Origin of the sequence: Myroides odoratimimus, assembly GCF_038039805.1 — a bacterium.
In the GTDB taxonomy this organism is placed as follows: domain Bacteria; phylum Bacteroidota; class Bacteroidia; order Flavobacteriales; family Flavobacteriaceae; genus Flavobacterium; species Flavobacterium odoratimimum_B.
This window is the reverse complement of record NZ_JBBPHK010000009.1, coordinates 54,638-80,483: the sequence shown is the minus strand read 5'-3', so window position 1 is coordinate 80,483 and position 25,846 is coordinate 54,638. Positions and strand designations below refer to the sequence as shown.

General features: G+C 33.7%; 28 protein-coding genes. 17 read left to right on the top strand and 11 right to left on the bottom strand.

Annotation, left to right across the window (positions count from 1 at the left end):
• Nucleotides 1-3: 3 nt before the first annotated feature.
• From AABL85_RS08840 to AABL85_RS08825, 4 genes are all read right to left on the bottom strand, one after another.
• A complete protein-coding gene (locus tag AABL85_RS08840) occupies nucleotides 4-1,491 on the bottom strand; it encodes a hypothetical protein (protein ID WP_341309840.1) in 1,488 nt (495 codons plus the stop codon).
• 412 nt (nucleotides 1,492-1,903) lie between these two features.
• Nucleotides 1,904-2,182, bottom strand: a complete 279-nt coding sequence (locus tag AABL85_RS08835; protein ID WP_341309861.1) for a DUF2262 domain-containing protein — start codon at nucleotides 2,180-2,182, stop codon at nucleotides 1,904-1,906.
• Nucleotides 2,183-2,310: 128 nt separating this feature from the next.
• On the bottom strand, nucleotides 2,311-2,943 hold the full coding sequence (locus AABL85_RS08830; RefSeq protein WP_341309839.1) for a hypothetical protein: 633 nt from the start codon (nucleotides 2,941-2,943) through the stop codon (nucleotides 2,311-2,313).
• Nucleotides 2,944-2,962: 19 nt separating this feature from the next.
• Nucleotides 2,963-3,604: a hypothetical protein gene (locus AABL85_RS08825; protein ID WP_341309838.1), complete on the bottom strand. Its 642-nt coding sequence runs from the start codon at nucleotides 3,602-3,604 to the stop codon at nucleotides 2,963-2,965.
• Nucleotides 3,605-3,753: 149 nt separating this feature from the next.
• Between AABL85_RS08825 and AABL85_RS08820 the strand changes: the two genes are divergently transcribed.
• Nucleotides 3,754-4,719: a hypothetical protein gene (locus tag AABL85_RS08820; RefSeq protein ID WP_341309837.1), complete on the top strand. Its 966-nt coding sequence runs from the start codon at nucleotides 3,754-3,756 to the stop codon at nucleotides 4,717-4,719.
• A 67-nt stretch (nucleotides 4,720-4,786) separates the two neighbouring features.
• On the opposite strand, the gene AABL85_RS08815 is transcribed toward AABL85_RS08820, so the two are convergent.
• Complete coding sequence (locus tag AABL85_RS08815) at nucleotides 4,787-9,850, bottom strand: DUF4132 domain-containing protein (RefSeq protein WP_341309836.1); 5,064 nt, start codon at nucleotides 9,848-9,850, stop codon at nucleotides 4,787-4,789.
• Between the two features lie 10 nt (nucleotides 9,851-9,860).
• A complete protein-coding gene (locus AABL85_RS08810) occupies nucleotides 9,861-10,298 on the bottom strand; it encodes a hypothetical protein (protein WP_341309835.1) in 438 nt (145 codons plus the stop codon).
• Nucleotides 10,299-10,678: 380 nt separating this feature from the next.
• Here AABL85_RS08810 and AABL85_RS08805 point away from each other — a divergent pair, with 380 nt between their 5' ends.
• Nucleotides 10,679-10,981: a DUF6804 family protein gene (locus AABL85_RS08805; RefSeq protein ID WP_341309834.1), complete on the top strand. Its 303-nt coding sequence runs from the start codon at nucleotides 10,679-10,681 to the stop codon at nucleotides 10,979-10,981.
• Nucleotides 10,982-11,017: 36 nt separating this feature from the next.
• Here the strand turns inward: AABL85_RS08805 and AABL85_RS08800 are convergent, their stop codons facing one another.
• From AABL85_RS08800 to AABL85_RS08790, 3 genes are all read right to left on the bottom strand, one after another.
• Nucleotides 11,018-11,602 carry a hypothetical protein gene (locus AABL85_RS08800; RefSeq protein ID WP_341309833.1) on the bottom strand — a complete coding sequence of 195 codons (585 nt, stop codon included), beginning with the start codon at nucleotides 11,600-11,602 and terminating at the stop codon, nucleotides 11,018-11,020.
• Between the two features lie 629 nt (nucleotides 11,603-12,231).
• Complete coding sequence (locus tag AABL85_RS08795; protein ID WP_341309832.1) at nucleotides 12,232-12,846, bottom strand: class I SAM-dependent methyltransferase; 615 nt, start codon at nucleotides 12,844-12,846, stop codon at nucleotides 12,232-12,234.
• Between the two features lie 2 nt (nucleotides 12,847-12,848).
• A complete protein-coding gene (locus AABL85_RS08790) occupies nucleotides 12,849-13,166 on the bottom strand; it encodes a rhodanese-like domain-containing protein (protein ID WP_341309831.1) in 318 nt (105 codons plus the stop codon).
• Nucleotides 13,167-13,456: 290 nt separating this feature from the next.
• Between AABL85_RS08790 and AABL85_RS08785 the strand changes: the two genes are divergently transcribed.
• From AABL85_RS08785 to rlmH, 10 genes are all read left to right on the top strand, one after another.
• Nucleotides 13,457-13,792, top strand: coding sequence for a PadR family transcriptional regulator (locus AABL85_RS08785; RefSeq protein WP_229949143.1), 336 nt, complete (start codon nucleotides 13,457-13,459; stop codon nucleotides 13,790-13,792).
• 26 nt (nucleotides 13,793-13,818) lie between these two features.
• Nucleotides 13,819-14,460: a hypothetical protein gene (locus AABL85_RS08780; protein WP_341309830.1), complete on the top strand. Its 642-nt coding sequence runs from the start codon at nucleotides 13,819-13,821 to the stop codon at nucleotides 14,458-14,460.
• A 14-nt stretch (nucleotides 14,461-14,474) separates the two neighbouring features.
• Nucleotides 14,475-15,194 carry a hypothetical protein gene (locus AABL85_RS08775; RefSeq protein WP_341309829.1) on the top strand — a complete coding sequence of 240 codons (720 nt, stop codon included), beginning with the start codon at nucleotides 14,475-14,477 and terminating at the stop codon, nucleotides 15,192-15,194.
• Between the two features lie 11 nt (nucleotides 15,195-15,205).
• Nucleotides 15,206-15,925, top strand: a complete 720-nt coding sequence (locus AABL85_RS08770) for a hypothetical protein (protein WP_341309828.1) — start codon at nucleotides 15,206-15,208, stop codon at nucleotides 15,923-15,925.
• A 15-nt stretch (nucleotides 15,926-15,940) separates the two neighbouring features.
• On the top strand, nucleotides 15,941-16,546 hold the full coding sequence (locus AABL85_RS08765) for a hypothetical protein (RefSeq protein WP_341309827.1): 606 nt from the start codon (nucleotides 15,941-15,943) through the stop codon (nucleotides 16,544-16,546).
• A gap of 6 nt (nucleotides 16,547-16,552) precedes the next feature.
• Nucleotides 16,553-17,200 carry a hypothetical protein gene (locus AABL85_RS08760; RefSeq protein WP_341309826.1) on the top strand — a complete coding sequence of 216 codons (648 nt, stop codon included), beginning with the start codon at nucleotides 16,553-16,555 and terminating at the stop codon, nucleotides 17,198-17,200.
• 2 nt (nucleotides 17,201-17,202) lie between these two features.
• Nucleotides 17,203-17,901: a hypothetical protein gene (locus AABL85_RS08755; protein ID WP_341309825.1), complete on the top strand. Its 699-nt coding sequence runs from the start codon at nucleotides 17,203-17,205 to the stop codon at nucleotides 17,899-17,901.
• A 6-nt stretch (nucleotides 17,902-17,907) separates the two neighbouring features.
• Nucleotides 17,908-18,597 carry a hypothetical protein gene (locus AABL85_RS08750; RefSeq protein ID WP_341309824.1) on the top strand — a complete coding sequence of 230 codons (690 nt, stop codon included), beginning with the start codon at nucleotides 17,908-17,910 and terminating at the stop codon, nucleotides 18,595-18,597.
• Nucleotides 18,598-18,605: 8 nt separating this feature from the next.
• The gene (locus AABL85_RS08745) at nucleotides 18,606-19,307 is read left to right on the top strand and encodes a hypothetical protein (RefSeq protein WP_341309823.1); all 702 of its coding nucleotides are present in this window, start codon (nucleotides 18,606-18,608) and stop codon (nucleotides 19,305-19,307) included.
• Nucleotides 19,308-19,447: 140 nt separating this feature from the next.
• Nucleotides 19,448-19,921, top strand: coding sequence for a 23S rRNA (pseudouridine(1915)-N(3))-methyltransferase RlmH (gene rlmH, locus AABL85_RS08740; protein WP_006265824.1), 474 nt, complete (start codon nucleotides 19,448-19,450; stop codon nucleotides 19,919-19,921).
• Between the two features lie 139 nt (nucleotides 19,922-20,060).
• Here rlmH and AABL85_RS08735 read toward each other — a convergent pair whose 3' ends face one another.
• A complete protein-coding gene (locus AABL85_RS08735) occupies nucleotides 20,061-20,669 on the bottom strand; it encodes a hypothetical protein (RefSeq protein ID WP_025124730.1) in 609 nt (202 codons plus the stop codon).
• Nucleotides 20,666-21,490, bottom strand: a complete 825-nt coding sequence (gene folP, locus AABL85_RS08730; RefSeq protein ID WP_341309822.1) for a dihydropteroate synthase — start codon at nucleotides 21,488-21,490, stop codon at nucleotides 20,666-20,668. Before folP ends, AABL85_RS08735 begins: the two co-directional genes overlap by 4 nt.
• 124 nt (nucleotides 21,491-21,614) lie before the next feature.
• Between folP and AABL85_RS08725 the strand changes: the two genes are divergently transcribed.
• From AABL85_RS08725 to tpiA, 5 genes are read left to right on the top strand one after another with little or no spacing between them, the layout of a single operon-like run.
• Nucleotides 21,615-22,160: a DUF1599 domain-containing protein gene (locus tag AABL85_RS08725; RefSeq protein WP_286415022.1), complete on the top strand. Its 546-nt coding sequence runs from the start codon at nucleotides 21,615-21,617 to the stop codon at nucleotides 22,158-22,160.
• A 28-nt stretch (nucleotides 22,161-22,188) separates the two neighbouring features.
• Nucleotides 22,189-23,289 (top strand): BT_3928 family protein, encoded by a 1,101-nt coding sequence (locus AABL85_RS08720; protein ID WP_286415020.1) that lies wholly within the window; start codon nucleotides 22,189-22,191, stop codon nucleotides 23,287-23,289.
• Between the two features lie 12 nt (nucleotides 23,290-23,301).
• Nucleotides 23,302-24,378, top strand: coding sequence for an ABC transporter permease (locus AABL85_RS08715; RefSeq protein WP_341309821.1), 1,077 nt, complete (start codon nucleotides 23,302-23,304; stop codon nucleotides 24,376-24,378).
• 25 nt (nucleotides 24,379-24,403) lie between these two features.
• Nucleotides 24,404-24,985: a TlpA disulfide reductase family protein gene (locus AABL85_RS08710; protein WP_286415015.1), complete on the top strand. Its 582-nt coding sequence runs from the start codon at nucleotides 24,404-24,406 to the stop codon at nucleotides 24,983-24,985.
• Between the two features lies 1 nt (nucleotide 24,986).
• Complete coding sequence (gene tpiA, locus AABL85_RS08705; protein ID WP_286415013.1) at nucleotides 24,987-25,742, top strand: triose-phosphate isomerase; 756 nt, start codon at nucleotides 24,987-24,989, stop codon at nucleotides 25,740-25,742.
• Nucleotides 25,743-25,846 lie beyond the last annotated feature (104 nt).

The window sequence follows — 25,846 nt, the reverse complement described above, 5'->3', positions numbered from 1 at the left end:
GTACTACTTTAATTGTTTAAGATACTCTTCGATTGCTTGTAGACGATCTTCTTGCATTTTTAACTGCTCACGTTGTTCATTGATTATCTTGTGTTGATCAATAGTGTGCAGATAAAGTTCCTCTACCTTTTCTAACAATTGGATAGACAATTCTGAAACATTAATTAAATATCCTTCCTCACCACTTTTATCAAGAGCTGATACAGGTGTAATACCTGGTAAGTGATAGTTTTCTTTAATAAATGATTCTACCGTAGATAAATCTTTGAAGTTATAGTCGTATTTTAAAGACGAAGCCTCTTTAGTAAAATAATTCTCAAATACGTAATCGGCATAGTAACTATTTCGAGCATAGATACTTCCGTTTACACGCAATTTCTCATCTGGTTTAGGACTTGTAATTGCCGCTTGAGCTTCTGCTGCAGTCACTCCTACTCCTACCCATCCTTGAGTAAAAATATTCTCAGAGTTTAAAGTAGCTTCTTTGTTAGTCTCGGCAACTCTCCATGGCTCACGTACGATCGTACGCAAGGAGAAACGGAAAGTAGAACCTCCACCAAGTTCATTGATATAGATCAATTCATCATCAGCTGTAATATCAAGAGATGTTTTAGCTTCTAAGTTTTTAACTACCTCTACTAAGCTAATTTTCTTCTCTGTTCCTTTATCATCTGTAAAGTCTAATCCATCTAAAGTACTGTTTACTTCTAATTTAGTAATCGCTGCTACCTCTTCATTATCAGCTCCTAATAAATCTCTAACAGCATATTTGTGTACATTTTGGTTTTCATCTCTAAAGATCAACTCCAACTCTGTTGTTGGCTGTCCTTCTTGAACTGTACTCAATTCTAATTGCTCCTCTGGAGTTAAAGGTTCTCTGTATGACTTACCATTATCATAGTGGTATAAGAGATAATGTCCTAATTCAAAAGAGGTCAAAGTCTGAGACTCTTTCACAATTTCAGGAACATCAATATTGACAATATCTTCTGTTGGTTTTAGCTTATCTGGAGCATAAACAACAAGACCTTTAATCTTTAATGTTTCTGTCTCAGGCTGACCTTGAGCATCAAGCTTAATCTTACCATCTGTGTCAAGTACATATTTTTCAATGTCTTTCTCTTCAATTGTAAACTTCTCTTGTATTTGTCCACCTAAAATTTCACTTGCATCATCACTTGTAATTACTCGAACCCATTTACTATCTCCTTTTGCATTCGTTGTCCAATAGTAGTAACCTTTAGCTACATGTGTTGCATCATTGTTATATACTAATAAACTTTCTTTTATTTCCCCTTCAATAGGATCTTTCTTACTAAGGTCTTCAATAACAACATTTGGAATTAACACCCCTTTATCAGTGGATTCCACATGTAAAATAGCGCTTGGATCTGGTAGAGAAACACCTATTCCAATTCGCTTTTGAGATTCTTGTGCGTTTACTAATCCGATAGTAAACAAACAAGATAACAACAGTAGTTTTTTCTTCATTCTATTTTATTTTTTTGTGAACAATATATTTACTCCATACTATATGCGCTATCAAAGTTAATATTTTAAAATATCCATACAATTAATATTAAAAAAAATAATTTATATGCTTTATAAACACAAAAAACAACATTAAAATACAAAATATTTATTAAAAAATAAAAATAACAAACACATAAATACAAAAAGAAAGAATATATCTTAACCACATATGTTAAAAAAACAACACAACAACACCAATTAACAAAATAACAATACATTAATTAACAATTAGCCCTAAAAACAAAGTAATTAACATCAAATTCAGCAATAAAAATAAAAAGCATTGACCAATGTCTCCTTGTGAATTTCTATAAATAAAAAAGACCAGAGAAATTCTCTGGTCTTCTGCTATTTCTAACATTACATTATCTTACCCATTCATCGCTACATGAGATTCAAACTCTCCATCAACCATCTCAATAGATAGAATATGGTCTCCGAAATATGCTCCTCCTTCATAATTAAACTCTACTTCACCATCTCCAGTAAAATACAGAGACAATAAATTTAACTCATCTCTAAACTGCTCTTCAGACAATCCTTCGTTCTTTTCACTATACACATCATACAGCTCCTCTACAATAAGATCTTTTCCTTCTGCATTGTATTTCTCTAACTGAGCTACTACCTTATTGACATCTTCTAGAATCTCTTCTAACTAATCATCGCCATTATAAATAGAAAGATTAATTACTTCTTCACCTAAAGTATAATCCATCTCTAATGTTTCTTCATCGTATTCTGATGCTTTAAAATCTTGTGCTGTTAATTTCATATCTATTTTTTACTTATTGCTTTATCTACTATAGTAATCAATTCCTGTGGAGTCATAAACTTTTGCATGAATTCCTCTAAACTTCCTTCATTAGTAACTTCCATAAAGAACTCTTCATGATCTGTACCGAATACTGTTGGATTCTCTTGATTAGGATCATCTATACAAATATAATAATGATCAGGGAAACCATAACTATAGAATAACTGTATCATGCTTGGATATTTTGTACCTACTACTTTCTCTATCTCGCTTAGGTTAACAAAATCCTCATCCATAAAATCAGTATTCCATTCCTCATAATCCTCCGTTCCTTCCTTATAGGGTGTAAAAGGAGCTGCTGTCCAAAACATCTGCCCTCTTCCTTCTTCTGTATTTACATAATAATGAGCTATCATCTTATTAAAAAAAGCCTCTTTATCAGTTGTAATCAGCTCTTGATGAGCATCAACAAACTCTCCTAAACCATAAATAGGCTCTTGATCCTCTTCATCTGCCCAAGGTGTATCCTCTGGCTTCGGATATAATACTGTATCGAATGTAATCGCCATCAAGTCTTCTGCTAATGACTTTCTTTTTACTTGACTAATATCCCCACCTAAAGCCTTTATTCTATCTAAAATTGTTTGTTTCATATTTCTAATCTCTTCATTTTTATTCCCACACTCTCCACTCAGGAGAACAATACCCTGTCATCATATCTAATACATCCTCTATCTTATCTCTCCACTGAGGGACTTCATCATATACATTGCCCGATGCTGTAAGTATCTCTATCCCTCTTTCTTGTCCTCCGCCTTTCAACTTGTAATCTTTTAAGTAAGCTAATACTTCTTTTGTAAAAGCCTGTTTTTCTTCACGTACTAAATCTAAAATATACTTTCTTAATTCTACCTCTAATTGTATTTGAAATAGCAGTTCTTTTACTTGTCTGCCCAAATCCTCTGTGTTGTGATAGAGAATAAGATAATCCGATATACCAGACATTGTAGTAGAATGTGATGCGTCAGCCTGACGTAGATAGACTACAGGTTTGCCTTGTGCTTTAGCATATCCAGCTTCTATACCTATCCCAATTCCCTTATTTGTAGTCTCTGCAAACAAACAACAACTCTCATCAATATCCTTCATCGCTTGCATCATCATCTCTTTCTCTTGATGAAATTCAAACTTATAGTGCTCTATAAACACAAAAGGGCGATAACCGATTGTATCTATCTGATATTTTAGTTGATTCATCACTTCTCTAAGCTCCTTTTGCATAGAAAAGCTACACGAAATATATATTTGTTTCATAATACATTAAATCCTTTCAAATATATTTAAAATCCTCTTACATTCCTTAACAAAAAACAAGCAATACTACTTAAATACCCTTTTGATAATCAACAATATAACAACCTTATTCTTAAATAACAAATATCTTTATACAAAAATTACACTAAATGAAAAAATTAATCTTATTGTGCTTAGTATGTATAAGTGCACTATTTACCTCTTGTAATAGTAGTTCCAACGATTATTGGATAGACAATCCAACAGAAGAACCTATCACTGTCTATATCGATGATACTGCTTATGATATTCCACCTGTAACTATGATACAAATTTCCTTGGAATATGGTAAACACCAACTTAAATACAACGATCAAGAAATCACTATTCACAATGGTGGTCGTGTCAATAAAGGACAAGCGATTATCAATCCTACACAGAGCACTTACATATTTTACAAACAACTATTTATAAATGAAAATGATCAACGAGCTACTGAAGAATTTATTGAATGGGCTATAGGAACACAAAGTGACTCTGTTCGTTTAAAAATAAATGATTCTATTGTGACTGTATTTATTCCTTTCAAACCTTGTAATAAGCTAATTATTGACAAACATGACTTTGATTGGAAGTATAATTTAGATGAACCTATGCCTGAAGGTTTAACATTAACCAACCCTATTATCACAAGAAGTAACCGCAGTCTATTAAATGACCCTAACTATCAAGCAGGGAAATTCCAAGAGACTGCTTACAAAATATACAGAGAACAAGAATTTAAAGACTATCTTAAAACGGTGAATGATGCTACAATAGAATTCTTAGTCGAGAAAACACCTTATGCTTCATTACCAAAAGCAAAAATAGATCTAACCTTGCTAAACGATATCTCTGATCCTGAATACAAAAAAGCATTAGAGGCACAAGTACAAAAATTTAATCAATGGTTAGATGCTAAAGGAAGTAAATCTACTGATGGGTTTAAAGAAGTTCTTATGGGAAGTGAACTAAACAAATTAAAATCAGAGTTTGCTAAAAAACACCCTAACGATTTTACTTTCAGTAAAGCAAGTAATGAATTTGAGGAACAAAAAAATATATTCATGAGATATCAACTTAATATTGTAGAATAATACTATATCTCAAAAACAATATTAATAAACTAAGGCTGAGTATAAAACTACTCAGCCTTAGTTTATTCTACTCTATCTGTCTTAATATCCCTGTATCTCTGATACTGCCATCTCTGGATAGAATTAAAGCTTTAGATACAATCTCTGTAGTCTTAGGATCATCATCTACAAAAGGTAAGAACAACTTCCCTCTATCCTGTGTATGTACAGGCTCGATATACAAGTGTTTTCCTGGTATCAAGTGAATCACACCACTACCGACATGTAAGCTATAGGTTCCCTTAGTCCCTGTGATAACAAGGTGACGTTCTTTATACTCGATATTTGTTAGTTTCAATAATCGTGCTGTTTCTCTGACAACAGCCATGCGCATCTGTACAGTAGATAGACTTGTCTCCGGATCTACTCCTCCTACATAAGCGACACTTACTACCAAGTCAAGATCTCTCATGACCTCACTAAAGACAATAGGATTAACCTCTGTTAAGGCAATTACTTCATCGGTAGAAGCTTTAGTGAATAAGATATGTTCTAAGCTGACATAGTCTCCATAATCTGCATTGCTTCCCCCTGAATAGTCAATATAAACTTCAACGCGAATATCCTCATCAAAATACAGCTTACTGTAATTAGCATAATATTCATATTGCCAGTTTCTGGTCTTAAACAATCCTAAAGTCTGTTTATCTTTAACCTGATAGCCAGCATAGCGATTAGAACTACCTATACTTGTTTCTTCTGCTTCGTTGTGTAAATACAACTCTCTAAACACTTGCTTAAAGGGCTGTTCTATTTGTTTATCAAACAAATAGGCCTGTATGTTAACCCACTGCCCACTTTGATATAAATCATAACAGTGTACTATCACGAACTCTTCCTCTCCTTGTACATCCATTACCTCTCCATCCATAGTAGTAAATACTCCCTCTACAAACAAACCGTAAACCTCACCACACTTAAAAACCAACTTAGCCAAGTGGTGTTTAATAATCGGGTGTAGTAACAACTTCTGCATCTCTGCATAAGAGAACACATCCTGTCTTAGCATCGCCTGCTCTAAGTTCAGACGAGAGCGACTATACTGTTCTTTCAGTGCCTTCTGACGTTCTACTAAATCTATGATTTGTTCATTCTTTTTCAGTTTAGCAGGTATCGCTTTTAAGGGCTTATCCCCTTTACTCTTCACTGTCAACTCTACTTTTCCCTCATCAGAAACCGTCAAAGAGAATGTATACTCATCTAATACCAATTCCTTGTAGTTCTCCAGAATAGACTGCACTTGTACGCTCTCCATAGACCATTGAAAGCGCACTGCATCAGTATACCCTGCTGCTCTCGCGATGTTCTGCATCGCTACGTTATAGATCTTTAAGTCATTCTCTTGGCGCATAGCTCCATACTTCTTAGAACCTTTTTTAAACTGTTCTAATAACTCATATCTATCCATCAGGTCTCCTTCTCTATCTGTCTCAGATAAAGGAAACAAACCACATGCACGTACATAGTTTCTATCGCGTTTAGAGATAACTCTCGTTTTCAAGTCTTTCATAGACACCTTGCCTAACAATACATCTGCATACAACTTCACACGAGTATGTCCCTCTACTGCCATAAACTTAGTTGACTCATAAAGCATCTGCCAACGTTCTTCTCCTAATACGTGATAAAAACTAAAGAACCAATCTATATCTACTACACCTCCTTCAAACTCCTCTAACGCTATAGCAGAATAGCGTTGTATCTGTTTTTGTATCTTGTTTCGTTCCTCTTCTTGTTGATTGTCCAGCAGATGAGCGAACAGCCACCATATTGCAGACTCTAATCCTTGCCAATCTAAATAAGTCGTAATGTACTTTATCCACTGCGGACATGCTACAGCCACTTCTATCCATTGTGCTGCACTGAAGTTTATCTCTGTTACTTGAGCATTAAACATCTCTTGAGTATCAGTACTTAGAGGTGTTGTTCTACGAATAAGTTTACTATAGATTTGCCCTAATTCCTTAATCGTGATTTGCATCTCAGCATAGTAATAAATACTTTCTTGTGAAATCCCAGTCGTTTTTACCTTATGCAATAACCCAAAGAAATACTGCATTCCTTCTATCTCCTGAAAGTCAAAGACAATATCAAATACCTTAGTCGTAGGGTTATCCCTATCCATAACCTGTTGTAAATAATACGCTTTAAACTCAACTAAGACTTGCTGTACTTTATCAGTTATAAATCGCCTTGTTAAAGGAGGTAACATTGAACTGAAATAAGACTTTCTATTATCTATGGTAACTAAATACTGTATAAACTCATCTCGCGTAATTTCATTCTTATCACAGGCAAAAGCCATCAATTCAAAAGGCAACAGATAATAACTATCATCTGCTTTATTACAATTCAATTGACGCCAACGCAATAGTTTGAAATATGCTAAACACTGTTCTTCTGTTAAGTCCTCTATAGATATAAACTCTGCATACCAAGATAAATCCGTATAATCGACCCATGTATAGCTATACTCTTCTCCATAAACAGAAGTGCGTACTTCTATATCTAAAACCTCTTGAGTAATACTGTTATAGATTGTTTTTAAACCATCTAAACAATAGGCTGTTTTTTCTCTAAATGGATACTGATAGGTTAGGCAAGTAAACACCGTTCCCATCGCATACCAATAGTTGTCATATTTAGCTGAGAGTTCATTATAAAAATAAGGTAACTTCCCTTCTAATAATGGTTTTACCAAATCTGGAACCTCTATTTCTGAAGTAGCACAATGCAGCAAGAATAAGTCTAAAGTATCCAACTTACTATCTACGAACCACTGATCCCATACTTCATACAGTGGGTAATCTTGGAAGTGCTGTTCTGCTGTCCATTCACCATCATCTGCATAACCATGCATCTTCGTGAAGTGCGTTCCTAAGAGTACCTTCTCTGCTTTTCCATAATTAAAATGTTCATATTCATACGTAGCATATTGTTTTATCACCTGCTCAAGACTATCTAACTCACGTACTACCTCCTCCCATTTCTTAGAAAGTCCCCAATTATGTGCAATGCGCTGACTAAATAAAGTATTCTCTTCCACTGAAGGCAATGTGATAGCACTCACCACAGTAGCATCGTATAATGCTATATCTGTATCTTGTCCTTCTTCTCCTTGACGTCCATAGTCTCGCAAGAGTACTAAGTATTCTTCTTCCTCTTTTGAATATTTAATATCCAGAGCATCTAACTGTGCAAGCCAAATACCTAACTGACGATGTATTTCATCTCTCTGAGCAAGCACCAATAGTCCTTCCATTGCGGCTAAACGTTGATTCACATCTTCACTCAGTATCAATTGCTCTAATAGTCTATCCTTAAAATCATCTTGTCTTGAGATTAATAGACGGATAAAGTGCTGTTGTGTCTTTTTAAACTTCCCTTTAAAGTATGCTACTATTTCTTCTTCGTCTTTACTTGATAAGGTAGCGATTGCTAAGAAGCGCATACAACCAAAGGCTATTGTTTCTTTGCGCTCTTTCAAATAAGCGAAAGCTAACTCATTTTGTACTTCATAGGTAGGCTGTATCTCTCCTGTAAAACTATATCCATATCCCTGAAGCCCATATTTTTTACCTCCAAACAACAAGACATTTAATAATTCTTCTTTAAACTCTGTAGTAAAAGTGTTTCGCTTATCTATAAACAGTCTCGCCTTTTCTGATGATTCTTCTGTCAAATACAACAATGAAGTCAACAACTCTTCTTTATTCAATTCAAAGCTTCTGTAATAATCTGGTATTACACTACTCTTCAAGATTAGTGTCTCTCCACTTTTATACTGTTCATATAAGTCATAAAATACCTGATAGACCTCTTCATAATTTTCTTGTTGTATAAAATACCTTGAAGATCTGCTTCCTTCCAAATATTGGTTTATTCGGTTTAGAAGCATAGCGATAAACTCTTGATCTCTACTTGCTAATACTTTACTAAATAGAACAGACTCTACCGTATATTCATTAAAGTTAGGTAAGAACTCTAATATTACAAGCTGAAACTTGCGCTCTACTTCCTCAAATGCACTCTCTACAAAGCCAAATGCCATCTCTCTGTGTATCCACAGATAACAGTGCATCAATGCGTAAAACTCTTTTTCGTTGAATGTAGATAATTCTTTATCATCAAAATACTCATAGTGATTTATAGTATAAATCATCAACTCACATAGTCGCTTTACATTATCTTGTTTGTCATCCTCTACATGACTTCTAAAGTGGTATGCTAACTCTGTACGCACGGCTTCATAACGCACTAAATTATGAGAGAGAATAACTTCTAAAAAATACTTTAAGTTAGCTACCTGTACATGTGATAACAACCTTGTAATATCTTGTCTAATTCCCTCTTCGCGCCCTGCATCTACAAGAATATCTTTTACCTTCTCCCAATACTTTGATTGTTTTGATGCCATTAACATCAATAAAAAAGAAGGTGTCCATCGCCCATATTCATTATCTCCATCACAGATATCTTCTACTGTTTTGCTTAATTCCACATCTCCCTTATCTAAAGCTACTGCCCATACATAAGGAAGGTAGTTAGGTAGCGAGAGGTGCATACTATACTCCACCTGCTTATGAAGTGGCAACTCTACACTATAAGAATCATAGTTATGATTGTCATAGAACGATATGCCATATAACAGTCCTGAAATAACATTACATTGCTTTAAGAAAGAATGCTCTTGATTACGCCATGTCGCTTCTTTTATATCATATTGTTCTCCTAAGATATATTCATCTACTCGATCTAATAATTCCTGTACCCAAGGCGCTAACCTCTCTCCAAAAAAGTATACCAATAAAGCGTAATACTCCGCTTCTCGCCACATCCCAACAGAATTACTTGCTAACATCTCTACAAAAGTCTCATCATGACGTGTAAACACCTTAGGGCTATAAATAGAATCTTCCGGATCACTGCTATTGCCAGTAAAATGTAGTCCTAACATAGCGATATGTGGTTCTAATTTCACACCTACATAATCCTCGTTATACACCATCGCATAAAGCTCTTTATGCATCTCTGCGTAAGTACGGTGATCTACTTGATAGTCTCTTAGTATAGTTACAATATTATTATTCATCGGGGTCTGTTTAAAAACTAGCTTTTAAAAAATTAAGGGGAATAAAGACAAAGGCATTAGTATCATTTAATACAATGACCTCTTCTAATGACAGCAGCTCTCGCTCTCCACAAAACAATAAGAACAACTGATCTTCAAACGCCTGTATCACGCGCTGTACTTCTTCTGCTATATCGATATCTCTGTACTTCTCAGGTGACTTGAAGCGAAGTTTACTACTAAACAGAATAGTATCTAATGCTTCTTGTGTAGTGCTTAATTGTTCTACAGTATCGCGCTGTTTGAACCTCTGTATGTGTTGCTCTACCTGCTGTATCACTACGGCACTAAGAAACTCTCTTACCGTAACTGCTTCAGTAGGCACTGCTATCACTATCGTCAGTCCCTCTACCTCATCACTTAGTCTATTCAATTGTTTGATCTGTATATTCACTCGCTTTACAGCCATAATCACTTTCTTTTTCAAAGAGGAAAGATAAGACTTTTAGCAAAAAAGTAAATAACTATAACTGGCTATATTCTATAGCAAATCACACATATTGACACCTCATTCCCCATTCTCCCTTATGAACACAACCTTATTAATACATAGACAGTGTCCTTTAACCTACCGTTATCGGCAAAAAAACTACCTAAATAGATAAATTATTTTAAAAACTTGCCGATATCGGCAAAAAACTCATATAAGCAGATAATTTATTTCAAAACTTGCCGATAGTTATAAAAGATAGATACGAATAACCTATTTTCTAAAAATAGTAATTAGCGACATCGCATTTAATCTAGTTATTTCGTACCTTAATACTATATTTCACATCTATTATACTCATGGAAAAAGCTATCAAAATCACTATTGCTGTTTTACTCTTAATGTGTCTTTTAAAATTACCTTATGGGTTCTATCAATTCGTTCGCTTTGTGGCCTGTATAGGATTTAGTTACTTTGCGTACAAGTCTTATTATAGACAAGAAAGAACGGAAATGTTTATCTTTATTGTACTAGCTCTACTGTTTCAGCCTTTTTTAAAAGTCGCTCTTGGTCGTAGTATTTGGAATATAGTGGATGTCATAGTTGCTATTGGTCTATTTATCAACATTCCTAATAGCAATAAAAAAATAAACCGCGAATAGAGTGAATCCATCCGCGGTTATATTTTATTTTAATGACTAAAACTCATACACATCTAATTTCTGCTCTTGATCGAAGATTACCTCAGCATGCCCACTTGGTGCATCATAAGGTGCTTTTTCTAAAATAGATGGATTAGCAGGATAAGTTCCATCAGCATATACCAACTTCTTCCACTCCCCTCCAGACTTTACAGTTAAGACTTTCCAATCATTTTCTACAGTAGGCTCTACAAAAATAGCTCCTTGCATCACTGTAAACTTAGTAATTAACTTATAAGTTGAGTCTAACAATAACATCGTGCATCCTCCTGAGCCACAAAAATATGTTCCCTCTAAGCTTACAAAAGTTTCTTTCTTCCCATCTCCATTTAGATCTACAGTATACAGCTTAAACTGACGATCTGTATCTGTCATCACCTTCAAATCTGCTTCTGTCAGAAACTCATTCTTCAAAAAGTTACTTACTCCTAATACAATGTCTGATCCTACAGCATCAGTTTTAGGCTCTTGAAACTCTATAACCTCTTCTAAAGGTTCTATCGTCTCTACCTTCTTCTCTTTCTTACAAGAGACAAATGCTATTCCAACTAATAATACAGCAACAATACTTACTCTTCTCATCTTTTTTTATTTTTTTTAATGATATACAAAGGTGACTAATTAATTCAATTGTAAAGTCTTTTTAACAACATTTTGATGTTCTTCTATGTAAAAAAAGAGCATTACTTTTTTCTTATTTCACTAAGTATTCGGTTAATAAAGTTAGTATTACCAACTTCTACTTTACTTTTTTTTCCTAAAAACAGTAATTATCTGTTTTTGAGCAAAAAAACAAAAATAAATGACCTCTTTTTTTTATTCCACAAAAAACACAACACACTTAAAAACAATATATTACAAAAATAATTTATATATATAGAAATATGTAATGGTACTCTAACCCTAGCAAAATAGGGGTTTCAATTCCTATTCTTCGACAATACATGGACAATAGCCCGAGAATAGTGGAGCTAAGGCAAGCTTTGTCCAACAATACTCCTTTTATACTCCACATATTTTCCTTTAAGTAAAGATTCAAACTACCTTATCATTAGATCTACATACTATTACTCTTTTGTGGATTAGAGATTGAAAAAACACTTTTTATTCTTCGTTTACTTCTACACCACCCTTTCTATATTCACTATATTATGGCAACAAAAAAAGCCTTAAAACTTGTGCTTCAAGGCTTCTATGTATTCTTTTATTTCTTATTTTTTCTTCGCTACTCCCCTAATTACTTTAGCTATTCCTCTGTGATATAGACCTTCTGAAAGCTCGATATCTACTTCTTCTAGAGTAATAAATTCGAAATCGCAGAAATCCTCTTTTAATTCTTCTACGCTATACAGCATCGTAGGGTTACTAGGTCCTCCTACATCGGGATTCTCTTTTTGTTTATAGATATGCTCTTTAGCAAAAGCTTCTAGTATCAATGTGCCTCCTATTTTGACATAACTTCCTAACTGTCTGTGATAGGCCCTCCTTACACTCTCTGGAAAATGAGCATAAATTAACGCGACTGCATCTACTGATGCCTGTTGATAAGACAGCGATTCAACATCACTGACGAGATAATCAATCTCTACTTGATGTTGTTTAGCTAATTGAAGTGCTTTATTCCTAGCTTCTATACTTTGATCAAAGGCTTTTACACTCCATCCTTTTTGCGCTGCATATACTGCATTCCTCCCCTCGCCTTCCGCTGCCATTAATATAACCTTCTTGTCAAGACTAGGCTTGAGTACTTCTTCTAGATAGGCATTAGGCGCTATCCCATAAGCATATTCTTGTTCTTTATATCGTTCATCCCAAAACTCTTTCATGCTTATCTTCCTTTTACATTAGCGACTTTAGTCCATGTTCCACCATTTATCACTTGTGTATATCCTTTCTGCTCTAGCATACGCTTCGCCTGACCACTGCGCATTCCACTTCTACAGAATACGACTATCTTATTTTCTTTAGGTAATTTATGCAACTGTGATCCTAATGTATCTAATGGAATATTCACAGCGCCAGGTACAGAACCATCTGTAAACTCTCCTACTGTACGTACATCTACTAGCATAGCTCCCTCCTGAATATAAGCGAATAGTAACTCTCCCTTATCTAATCCTAATAACTTGTTTATAAAACCAAACATAGTCCATTGTTGTTTAAAAGAGTAAAGATATGACTTCCCTTGTAGGTTAACTGTAACTTAGGTTACTGTACTCAAAGAAGCCTTTTATTTAACACACCTGCAGCCTCTCACTCAAAAAGGTAATTCTCAGACAGTCTCAACCCTTAACACTTTACACATGTTTTACGCTAATTACTTACACTAAACAAACATTTAGACATCAAAATATGAAAAGTACCCAAAAAGTATATACCTAAGATTTGGAGGTATCAGATATTTTTATACTTTTGCTATACATAAGAATCTTAAGTATGAAAAAGCAACAACAATTATATAAGGGAAGCCTCAATGCCATCATCATGAAACTACTGGATCAGAATGGGCGAATGTATGGGTATGAAATCACGCAAAAGGTAAAGGAAGTAACAGAAGGTGAAATGAGCTTGACAGAAGGTGCTCTCTATCCTGCCCTTCACAAGTTGGAAGCTGACGGTTTTTTAGATGTAGAACTAGAGCGTGTAGATGGACGAGTACGCAAGTACTATAAGCTCACAGAATCTGGAGTAAAAGAAACTACTTCTAAAATGGAAGAGCTAGAAAGCTTTATCCGCAATATGCAGAACATTGTCAACCTAAAATTGACATAATTGGCAACCACCAAAGACAAAACACAATGAAAAAACTTACTATAAACCAACAACAACTAATTATTGCTGAGATAGCAAGATATAATGTGCGTTATGCCAATCTTAAAGAAGAATTGACAGACCATATCTTCTGTGAAATAGAAGAGCTATATCATACAGGATACGAGTTTGAACAAGCTTTTATACAAGTATTTGATAAATGGCATCCAATGTTGACTCCTAGAAAAGATTTTAAGTATAGACACGTCCCTTCTTTTATCTCTAATACGTGGTATCGCAGAGATGATAACAGATGGAGAATAGCAGGTGTTATCACTTTCTTGTTTGCCTTAATCAACTCACTCTTTTTAAAATTAGATCATACCACCCATAATATTAGCTTTTTTGCAATCAGTTTTATAGGGCTTGTATTATCTGTTCTACTATTCATAAAGAACCGCAAGAGACAGCACTATAGAGCTTCTTATTTGATACTAAAATCTATGGTATCTGGTAGTATACTACTTGTATTCACTCTTATACTTGGTATAAAAGTTTACGGGTATATGATTAACGGCTTTACTATGGGAGACCTTGACCTACTATCATTAGTTGCCCTATACCACTGTATCAATATTATAGTGTTATCTAGAGAAAATAGTAGACAACGTCGTACACAGATTGCTTAAAAAAAGAAAATGCTATGAAAACACTACAACCACTAGAACTAGATAAAATCAGACAAGAACTAATCAACCAAAAGGTAGAGTACATCGAGGTAATAGAAGAACTGACAGACCATATTGCTAATGGTATTGAGCAACAATGGAGAGAATCTAATACCCAAGTATCTTTTGAAGAGGCTTTAACTATAGAGATTAATAAATTCGGGGTTAAAGGATTAAACAAAGTACAAACTCAGATGAATAAAGCTCAAATATATGAGTACTTGCGTATCATCGGTTTAGGTATAAAAGAGTACTTTGTAACTTATAAAGTGTTCTATCTACTAGCTATTTTTATTGGTACGCTTCTACTGTTTAATATTTCAAGTAAATGGTATTTTATAGACAGAATATTTAATGTTGGTTATTTAGCTACGATTGTAACTTTTAATCTAGTTATCATGATAGACAGTGACGGTAGTTGTAAATTACTTTATCTAGGAAATACAAAAAGGTATATTTCTAATGCGTACTATTTACTAGCAAAGCAGTTAACCTATTTCTCTTTAATACCTATGATAATTCTTTGTTTCAGTAAAACTTCTCAACAGTTTATCTATTCAAACAGCGCTTTTATCTGGATACCTAAAAGTATTCTATTTACACTCTTGTTGATTATCCCTTTCATCATTCTCAATAAACTGAGACCTATGGTACTTAAAAAAAAGAATGAACTATCACAATCTAAAGTAATATAACTAATTACACTATGAAAACACTACAACCACTAGAACTAGATAAAATCAGACAAGAACTAATCAACCACAAGGTTGAATACATAGAGGTAATAGAAGAACTGACAGACCATATCGCCAATGGTATAGAACAACAATGGAGAGAATCTAATACCCAAGTATCTTTTGAAGAGGCCTTGACTATAGAGATTAATAAATTTGGGATTAAAGGTTTAAGCAAAGTACAGTCTACCATCCTGAACATAAAGATACAAGAGTGTGGTCTAGTTGTCTTAAAAGGAGTAAAAGATTGTTTAACTTCTTTTAAACTATTAGCTGTAATAGCTGTTGTTCTTTCTTTATATTCATTAATGACACTAACACAGCATTCACTATTGTTAGCATCGCTATCTAACTTAATAATACTTATAATTTTTGGTATAGGACAGGTAATTGTTTTTAGCGAAACACTTAAAGCTTTGCAAAAGTATAGATATATGAATGGTTATAAAAAAACCCTTAATGATAAAAGTTATAGTATCATAGCTAGTGTTATATGTATAATAGTATTTGGAAGTACTCATTCTATAAAGAATTATATGTCTGTAACTGACAACGGAATACTACCACTAAGCTTTATATATACAACTAAGAGTGTGCTACTTACACTATTACTACTTACACAGTACAGTGCATACTTCTATCTAAAACCAAAATATGTTAGAGATAAAAATAACTTACTAAAAACTAACTAGTAACTAAAAATCACTATGACAACACTATCTACTGACCAAATAAAACAAATAGAAAAATTCTTAATCACTCAATACAATATCAAGTATCAAGATACTCGTGATGAGGTACTCGATCACATTGCCTGTGAGATAGAAGAACTAATGAATGAGGGTTTTGGATATGAAACAGCTTTTAAAAAGACATTTAATAAATGGCATAATGACTTAAAACCACACCCGTTTATAAGATACAATAATGTACCTTCTTATTTAGGTCGTCAATGGGTAAAAAGAGATGTGTTCAATATCATCCTAGCCATGCTAATAGGTATAGGAGTACCTTATATCTTTAAAAATATAATAGAAGATTATCATTTAGCGAATACAATAGGAATATTTACATCCTTGACTAGTATAATGACAGCATTATTTATAACTATTAAGTACTATGGAGTCAAAGGATATAGAATAAGTCAACTAAAAAAAGATATATTGGGTTATAGTGGTATTTCCTTATTCTATCTTGTATTTTTTTGGGGAGGTTTTACGTATAAATTGATTCCTCTACTATTGATTATATCCTTATATCAACTATATTACATATTAGAAATAAGCAAGTTAAACATTCGAACTATTAACTAGGTACTTATGACAACACTATCTACTGACCAAATAAAACAGATAGAGGATACTCTAATCTCTAAATACAATATCAAGTATCAAGATACTCGTGAGGAAGTATTGGATCATATTGCCTGTGAGATAGAAGAGCTAATGGATGAAGGTGCTTATTTTCACGAGGCTAGTAAAATAACAATAGCTAAATGGCATAGTCAACTAAAGCCTTCTAATTGGGTGATCAACAAAACGCCTAGATTTATAGTTAGTCCATTAATTGTAAAAGATATGCAAAGTATTGGGCTACTATTTGTTTTAGCTATATTCACTACCTCTATAATTCATGTCTTTATCAAAGATCAATTATTCATATTAGGTTTAGCTTTAGCTATCACAGGTTTTCCTATGTTAGTAATGGGTTATCTCAAGTATAAAAAGAATCGTTACGCAAACTTTAAACTGGATTACTACACTGAATATACCAAAGGCGTTGCTTGGTTTAGTGTATTTGTTTTAGATGGTATGGTATCTTTATATTATAGTTTCACGAGTACTTTTTCGATAGTTTACTTAAACCTAACATTCTTACTACTAGCTATATTCTTATCAAGTATAGCCATTTACTTGACCTCAGAATACAGTCAAGAATACAACAGTGTTTCATCTAAAATATTATAATTATGAAAACACTTACTATTAATCAAATAGAAGAGATAAAAGATTTTATCATCAGTAAAGATGTGAAGTATTACGAAATAATAGAAGAACTTACTGATCATCTAGCTTCTTCTATAGAAGAGAAATGGTCTGAAAGTGACAATAATAGCTTAGAATACCTATTAGCTAAAGAATATGACAACTTTGGTTCTTATAAATTCTTATCTATTCAAGAAAGTAGAGAAAAACAAAAGTTCAGAGAATATAAACATATGTTTTTTAGATCTTTAAAAGAGTTTTTCACATTTCCTTTAATAGTTACAGTTATAGCTATAGTTTTACTCATTGCAGCATTACTTCATTGGATAGGTCAAGAATTTAAATTCTTAACAATGATATTTATACTGAGCCCAGTTATTGTATTCTTTTATAGCTATGCAAAAGATTTAATGTTACGCAAAAAAGTGAATAAAAAACTACTATTAGACAGTACTTATTCATCTGTTATGAGTTTTTCGTTACTCTCGAATACAATCTTCTTTAATATCATTATGCAAGGTAAAAGGCTCTTTGATTTACCTACTACCTATGATTCTATAGGAGATTGTTTATTAATGGCCTCAGGTATTACCTTAACTATACTTAGTATATATGTAAGTCTTAATATCATCAAGCCAACCTACAAAAATGAAAGAGATAGAATATTAAAAACTATTAACTAAACACTTATGAAAACACTAACTACTGACCAAATACAAGCTCTACACACTTTCGTAAAGAAGCACTATATAGAATACTATTATATCGAACTGGAGCTAGTCGATCACTTAGCCAATGGAATAGAGTCTCAATGGAGAGAGGATGGTTCACTTACTTTTGAAACAGCGTTAGACAGAGAGTTTAAGAAGTTTGGGGTATTTGGGTTTAGTACAATCATTGAGAAAAAGGAGAATAGTCTATCGCATTTTTATCTTGGTATTATTCTAAAAGAAGTTCTGCGCTTCCTGCATTGGCCTAAATTACTCTTAACGAGTGCACTCTTTTATATCATATATACATCGCTTAATTATCTATCAACTATGTTTGAGAATAGAGATATAATCTCTGTGATTATATGGAGTCTAATGCCTCTAGTTTTCATTTATTATATCATAGAGGCGACTCAAATTAAAAAGCTTCATAAAGCGACTCAAAAGAAATGGTTTATGGATAGAATAAGATTATCTGTAATAGCATTTCCTTTATCTGCTCTATACATCACATATTATTTCGGAAGGTTTATAGCTAATAAGTCTATTGTGTTATCAAGTGTACTTATCTTATTCGTAGGACTCTGGATATACATTACATACAATGTTATATCTCCTAAACTCAAACTAGAAAAAGAAGCTACTATCAAGAAGTTTAACACCCTATAACTACTGTTATGAAAACACTATCTACTGACCAAATACAAGCTTTACACACTTTCGTAAAGAAGCACTATGTAGAATATTATGATATCGAACTGGAGCTAGTCGATCACTTAGCCAATGGAATAGAGTCTCAATGGAAAGAGGATGGTTCACTTACTTTTGAAACAGCACTAGACAGAGAGTTTAAGAAGTTTGGGGTATTTGGGTTTAGTGATGTAGTGGACTCTAAAATAAAACTGGCAACGAATAGTTACTTAAAACAGATGTATATGGTCTTATTAAGTTTCTTCACCATTCCTAAAATAATTGTTTCACTAGCTATATTTTTATTGAGTTTCACTATTGGTTTAGCTTTGCCTAATTACTATTTAGAAATATTTACAATCACATCTTTTATACTTCTTTTAAGCTTTATTGGTATGGGGGTCAGATGGCAGATAGAACTCAAACAGATCAATAAAGAAAGTAATAAGAAGTGGTATTTAACTAGAGTGGCTACTATGGCTCTTGGAGGCCCTGTAATACTAGTTATAACTCCTTCTTTTAACTCGATTAATCTATTACAAAACTATATTTCATCGATTGGCTTTCTCATTCTAACCTCCTTTTTGATAACCTTATTAATACTATGGATTTATATCTCTCTTTTTGTATTTATACCCTTTATGCGCAAAGAGATACACCATTCCATTCGACGACACCAATTAACTTAAACACACCTTACTATGATCGCATTAATCACTAAAATTGCGTTGTACATCTGCAACCTAGTATTACATTGGCTATAAATACACCTTAGACAGTGTGCTATTTTCTATAAAAAAACTACTTTTGCAAAAAATAAATCAGACAGATGAATATCAAATTACTTGCAATAGGAAAGACAGACAGTAAACCATTACAAACGTTAATGGATGAATATATGAAGAGATTGTCTTTTTATGTAAAGTTTGACCTAGAGGTAATTCCTGATATCAAGAATGCGAAGAATATGTCTGAAGATCAGCAGAAACAAAAAGAGGGAGAATTAATCTTATCTAAGATAGGCCCTACTGATCAGCTAATCTTACTAGATGATAAAGGAAAGGAGTTTACTAGTATTGGCTTTGCTGATGAGCTACAAAAGAAGATGAACTCTGGTATCAAGACCTTAGTATTCGTAATCGGAGGACCTTATGGTTTCTCAGAAGACGTGTATAAAAATGCAAAAGGGAAAATATCACTTTCTAGAATGACATTTTCCCATCAGATGATTCGTTTATTTATTATCGAACAGATCTATAGAGGATTCACTATCCTGCGCAATGAACCTTATCATCACGAATAGGTTTTTGGTGAACGGTTTACAGTTTACAGTAATCAGTTTACGGTTTACGGTGAACAGTTAATCGGTTTACAGTGGACAGTTTCACAAAAAACGGTTTCACGGTTTCACAAACTAACGATTTCACAGTTTCACGATTCGACTAATAGATTAAATCTGTCTTTAAAAACTTATCTACTACTTCTTTTTCTACAAAGAAAATACGAGTCTGTAAATAAGTTTCGTATGTTACGTCTTTATTCACTCCTAGTTGTAGACTATCTTTATCCTTTATAGCTTCTATTAATTGGTCTTTAGTTACTGACTTGCCTTCTACTAAAAAGTTATTAGCATCTTTTAGATATACTACTTTATCTAAAGAAGTAGGTCCTACAAAACCAAAGTCTAAGTCTTTAATTGGAAAAAGAGAAAGGTGTTTGTGTAGTGTATCAGCATAACTTAGATATACTCCCTTCTCATCTCTATGCATATTGTCTTCTGCATATTTGTGATCTTTAATTCTCTTGATCTCTTGTAGTACTTCTTTAGCATTCAAATCGCGTTGAACAGAAACAATATAATTTGTACCAGCAATTCTGTTGGCATCATTTAAATTAAAGCTCTTTCCTTCTTCTCCTGTTTCAAAGTAAATAGGTGAATGATCATCTATTCCTTCTTCAACGATAAAAGAAGCTCTACTTAATTGCATTTCTTTCTTATTACAGCTCACTAATAATAGTAAAGCAGGTATTAATAGTAGCACTTTTTTCATATACTCAATTGTTTTATTATTTCTCTTGTTTGCACAGCCTCTTTCACATCGTGAACTCTTAAGATATGAGCTCCTTTTTGTAAAGCTACTGTATTTAATACTGTTGTTCCGTTTAATGCCTCTTGAGGAGTAATATCAAATAACTTATAGATCATCGACTTCCTAGATATACCTACTAAAATAGGCAATTCAAAAGAAGATAACAACTCCATTTTACTCATCAGTTCATAATTTTGTTCCAATGTTTTAGCAAAGCCAAAGCCTGGATCTAGTATGATATCGTTAATCTTATATTCTCTTGCTTTCGCTACTCGCTCTGAGAAGTATATTTTCACTTCTTTTACTAAGTCATTATATGTAGTCATAGACTGCATAGTCTGGGGATTTCCCCTCATGTGCATCATGATATAAGGCACTTGCAACTCTCCTACTGCTTCTAACATTTTATCATCTAAATATCCGGCAGCAATATCGTTAATCATAGATGCTCCTGCTTCTATCGTAGCACGTGCTACTCCTGCTCTGAAAGTATCAATAGAAAGATGAATGTTAGGAAACTCTTTTTGAAGTAACTCTACAATAGGAACGATACGGTCTACCTCTTCTTCTTCACTAACATACTCCGCACTTGGTTTACTAGAATAAGCACCTACATCGATAAAGTCAGCGCCGTCTCTTATCATCTGCTCAGCATGACTCAGAAAGGCATTATCTGTCTTATACTTCCCTCCGTCAAAAAAAGAATTAGGAGTGATATTCAGTATTCCCATAATTTTGGGAATACTTAAATCAATTAATTCCCCTTTACAATTTATTGTCATCGTGTGTAATACATTATTTTTTTGTGTAGTTTTATATAATAAAAACAACTAAAATACTTTTGCCTCTTTCAAAGGGTTAGTATTATTAGTATTTTTGAAAAAATATTACACAAATATAATCCAAATGAATACGACTTCTACTCAATTCGACCAAGTAATTGCGATATGCAGAGATTTATATACGAAGAAAATGAAAGACTACGGATGTGCATGGCGTATCCTAAGATTACCTTCTTTAACTGATCAAATATTTATCAAAGCACAAAGATTGAGAAGTATTCAAGAAAATGAAGTGCGCAAGGTAGATGAGGGAGAAATTCCAGAGTTCATAGGCATTGTGAACTACTGTATCATGGCTCTAATCAATTTAGAAATTGGCGTAGCTAATCAACCTGATCTATCAGCAGAAGAAGCAACTGCTCTTTACGATAAAAAAGTAGCAGAGACAAAACAATTAATGGAAAATAAAAACCATGACTATGGAGAAGCTTGGCGTGATATGCGTGTAAGTTCGCTTACTGATCTAATCTTACAAAAGTTACTTCGCGTAAAACAAATCGAAAACAATCAAGGAAAAACAATTGTATCAGAAGGAATAGCAGCTAACTACCAAGACATGCTTAACTATTCTGTTTTTGCATTGATACACTTAGATTTACCAAACCAATAAATCACTGTTCTAACACAATCAAATAACTATGAAAATAATTGCTCAATTGTCTCGAATCTTTGTAGGAGTATTATTTATCCTATCAGGTTTAGTAAAGTTAAACGACCCTATGGGTTTCTCTTATAAGCTTGAAGAGTATTTCTCTGAGGCTGTTTTAAATATTCCTTTCTTGGCTCCTTATGCAGTAGGGTTAGCTGTAACGCTAGTTATTGCTGAAGTAATTCTAGGAGTAGCTTTGTTAATAGGATATGCACGTAAACTGACAATTGCTCTATTATTCTTAATGATTGTGTTCTTTACTTTCCTTACCTTCTACTCTGCATTCTTTAATAAAGTGACAGACTGTGGATGTTTTGGAGATGCAGTACCATTAACACCTTGGGGGTCATTTACTAAGGATATTGTCCTACTGATATTGATTTTAATCATTATGAAGTACAATCAAGTGATTAAACCCATCTTTTCTAATAAAGTCAATAGTAGTATTCTTATAATAACTTTAGCACTATGTAGTTTTATGGGTTATTGGGTGCTAAACCACTTACCCTTTAAGGACTTTAGAGCTTATAAAGTAGGTACAGATATCGCTAAAGGCATGGAAATACCTGAGGATGCGCCTAAAGCTGTTTATCAAATTACGTTCTACTATGATGTAAATGGAGAAGAACGCAAGTTCTCTGATAAAGAATTAACTAAATTACCAGAAGGTGCTAAATACCTGAGAAGAGAAGAGAAACTTATCTCTGAGGGATACCAACCTCCTATTCATGACTTGACTATGGATAAAGACGGCTTTGACCAATTGCCAATGATGTTAACCGAGCCAAAATTAGTAATGCTTATTTCGTATGACTTAAATAGAGCTGACGAAAAAGGGTTAGAAGCGATGAAAGACTTTGCCAATAAAGCAATTGTTAAAGGATATGTAGTCGCAGGTATGACAGCTTCTAATCAAGACTTGATAAAACAGACAGTTCAGAAGTATAAATTGCCTTTTGATTACTACACTTGTGATGGAACGACACTTAAAACAATAGAGCGCGGTAACCCTAGTATCGTTGTTTTAGAAAATGGAGTGATTGTAGAGAAAAAACATTGGAACGACAGAGAATCTGTAAACTTAAAATAAGCATTATACCTCTTGTTAAGTTATTTTTTAAAGAAACTATTATACGCTTTCTTCACCTTACTAGGTGTAGTTACTGTAGTATTCTTTTTGTTTAATATTTTACCTGGTGATCCTGCCAGAATGATGTTGGATCAAAATGAAAACTCAGAACAATTGTTAGCAATTAAAAAGAAATACGGCTTTGACCAGCCTCAAGGGAAACAGTATATACTCTATCTAAACGACTTATCCCCTATCTCTATTCACAGCAATAATGAAGAGGATTATAGCTTTAATACAGCGGATAAATATACGGGAACAACTCTTTTTAGTACTGCGAAATACAGCCTAATGCTAAAAGCTCCTTATCTACGAGAGAGCTTTCAGAAAAGTGGAAAAAAAGTGAGTACTATACTCGCAGAGACTCTACCCAATACAATATTACTAGCAGTGCTAGCTATAGGCCTAGCTTTATTCATAGGAGTACTTTTAGGGATTATATCTGCACTATTTAAAAATACATGGCTAGATAAAACAATAGCTATTATTAGTACTTTTGGGATGAGTATTCCTTCTTTCTTTAGTGCTATTTTATTTGCCTGGATATTTGGGTATGTACTGCATAGTTACACAGGGCTACCTATGACAGGTAGTTTATATGAAGTAGACGACTTTGGCGAAGGAAGACATCTAATGCTAAAGAATGCTATATTACCGGCAGTTGTATTAGGAATAAGACCTTTAGCTGTCGTAATTCAATTGATGAGAAACACATTGCTAGAAGTCTTAAATCAAGATTACATCCGAACTGCTAAAGCAAAAGGGTTAAGTACCTCACAAATCATATACAAACACGCTCTAAAAAACTCCTTAAACCCTGTAGTTACAGCTTTATCAGGATGGTTTGCTTCTATGTTAGCAGGAGCAGTATTTGTAGAGTATATTTTTGGATGGAACGGATTGGGAAAAGAAATAGTAGATGCTTTAAACACATTAGACTTACCAGTCATTATGGGAGCCGTACTTATTATCTCTTCTTCTTTCGTAATCATTACTATTTTAGTAGATTTGATATATGCTTATCTCGATCCGAGAATCAAGTTAAATTAGAAACAATAAAACAGATATATAAACAATGAAAAAGATATTTTTAGCCCTAGCATTAGTCGCTATTACATTTGCCTCTTGTAAAGAGCAGACTCAAAAAACAGAAGAAGTATCAACTACACTACAAGAAGACGCAGATACTACACCTGAAGTAGAACAAGTAAAAGATACAACTGCATTTGCCACAAGAGCATTAGAACAAGACTTCGCTGAACTAGATGGCAAAGCTATTACGTTACAACAAATCTTAGATCAACAAAAAGGTAAAGCTGTAGTAATCGATGTATGGGCTGCATGGTGTCCTGACTGTATCAAAGCTGTTCCTACGATGAAAGAGATTAAAAAAGAGTTTCCTAGCGTAGTTTTTGTCAATCTTTCTTTAGATAAAACAGAAGAAGCTTGGAAAGAGGCTATTGAAAAATACGGTATTGAAGGTCTTCACTACTACTCTAAAGAAGGGAAAGGAATGAAAGGAGACTTCGGTAAATCATTAGATTTAAACTGGATCCCACGTTATATCGTTGTTGATAAAGAAGGTAAAATTGCATTGTACAATGCTACTGAGAAAAACTTCGATCAAATAAAAGACTTACTTAAAAAAATTCAATAATATGAGACATTCAATCGTTGCGGGTAACTGGAAGATGCACAAAACTTATTCAGAAACGCACACTCTATTAGACGAGTTAATTGAAAAATTACCTTCTGGAAAAGAAGTTGAAGTGATTGTAGCTCCAACATTTGTAAACTTAGCTAGTGCTGTAGCTCACCTAGAAGGTACTAATGTACAAATAGCTGCGCAGAATATGCACCAAGCTGAAGGAGGCGCTTTCACAGGAGAAATATCTGCACAAATGCTTACTGCTATTGGAGTTGAGACCGTTATTATTGGACACTCTGAAAGAAGACATTACTTCCATGAAACAGATGCTGTATTAGCTGATAAAGTAAATACGGCATTACGTCATAATATGCGCGTAATCTACTGTATCGGAGAAGAACTTAAAGACAGAGAGAACAAACAATTCTTAAACGTGATCTTCAATCAATTAAGAGACGGTTTATTCCACCTTACCAAAGAGCAGTGGAGCAATATCGTTATCGCTTATGAACCGGTATGGGCTATAGGTACGGGAATGACTGCTTCTCCAGAGCAAGCACAAGAAATACATGCATTTATCCGTCAAGAGATTGAAAGAAAATACGACAAATCAGTAGCTGAAAATACTTCTATTCTTTATGGAGGAAGTGTTAAACCTAGCAATGCTCAAGAGATCTTCTCTAAGCCAGATGTAGACGGAGGTCTTATCGGTGGAGCAGCTTTAGTAGCTGATGATTTTGTAGCTATCGTTAACGCTGCTAACTAATAGCACTTTATAATATTCTTAAAGGGCATAAACTATCAAGTTTATGCCCTTTTTATATGACATAATTTGTACATATTGTCTTATTTCACACTTCTTTACGAAAG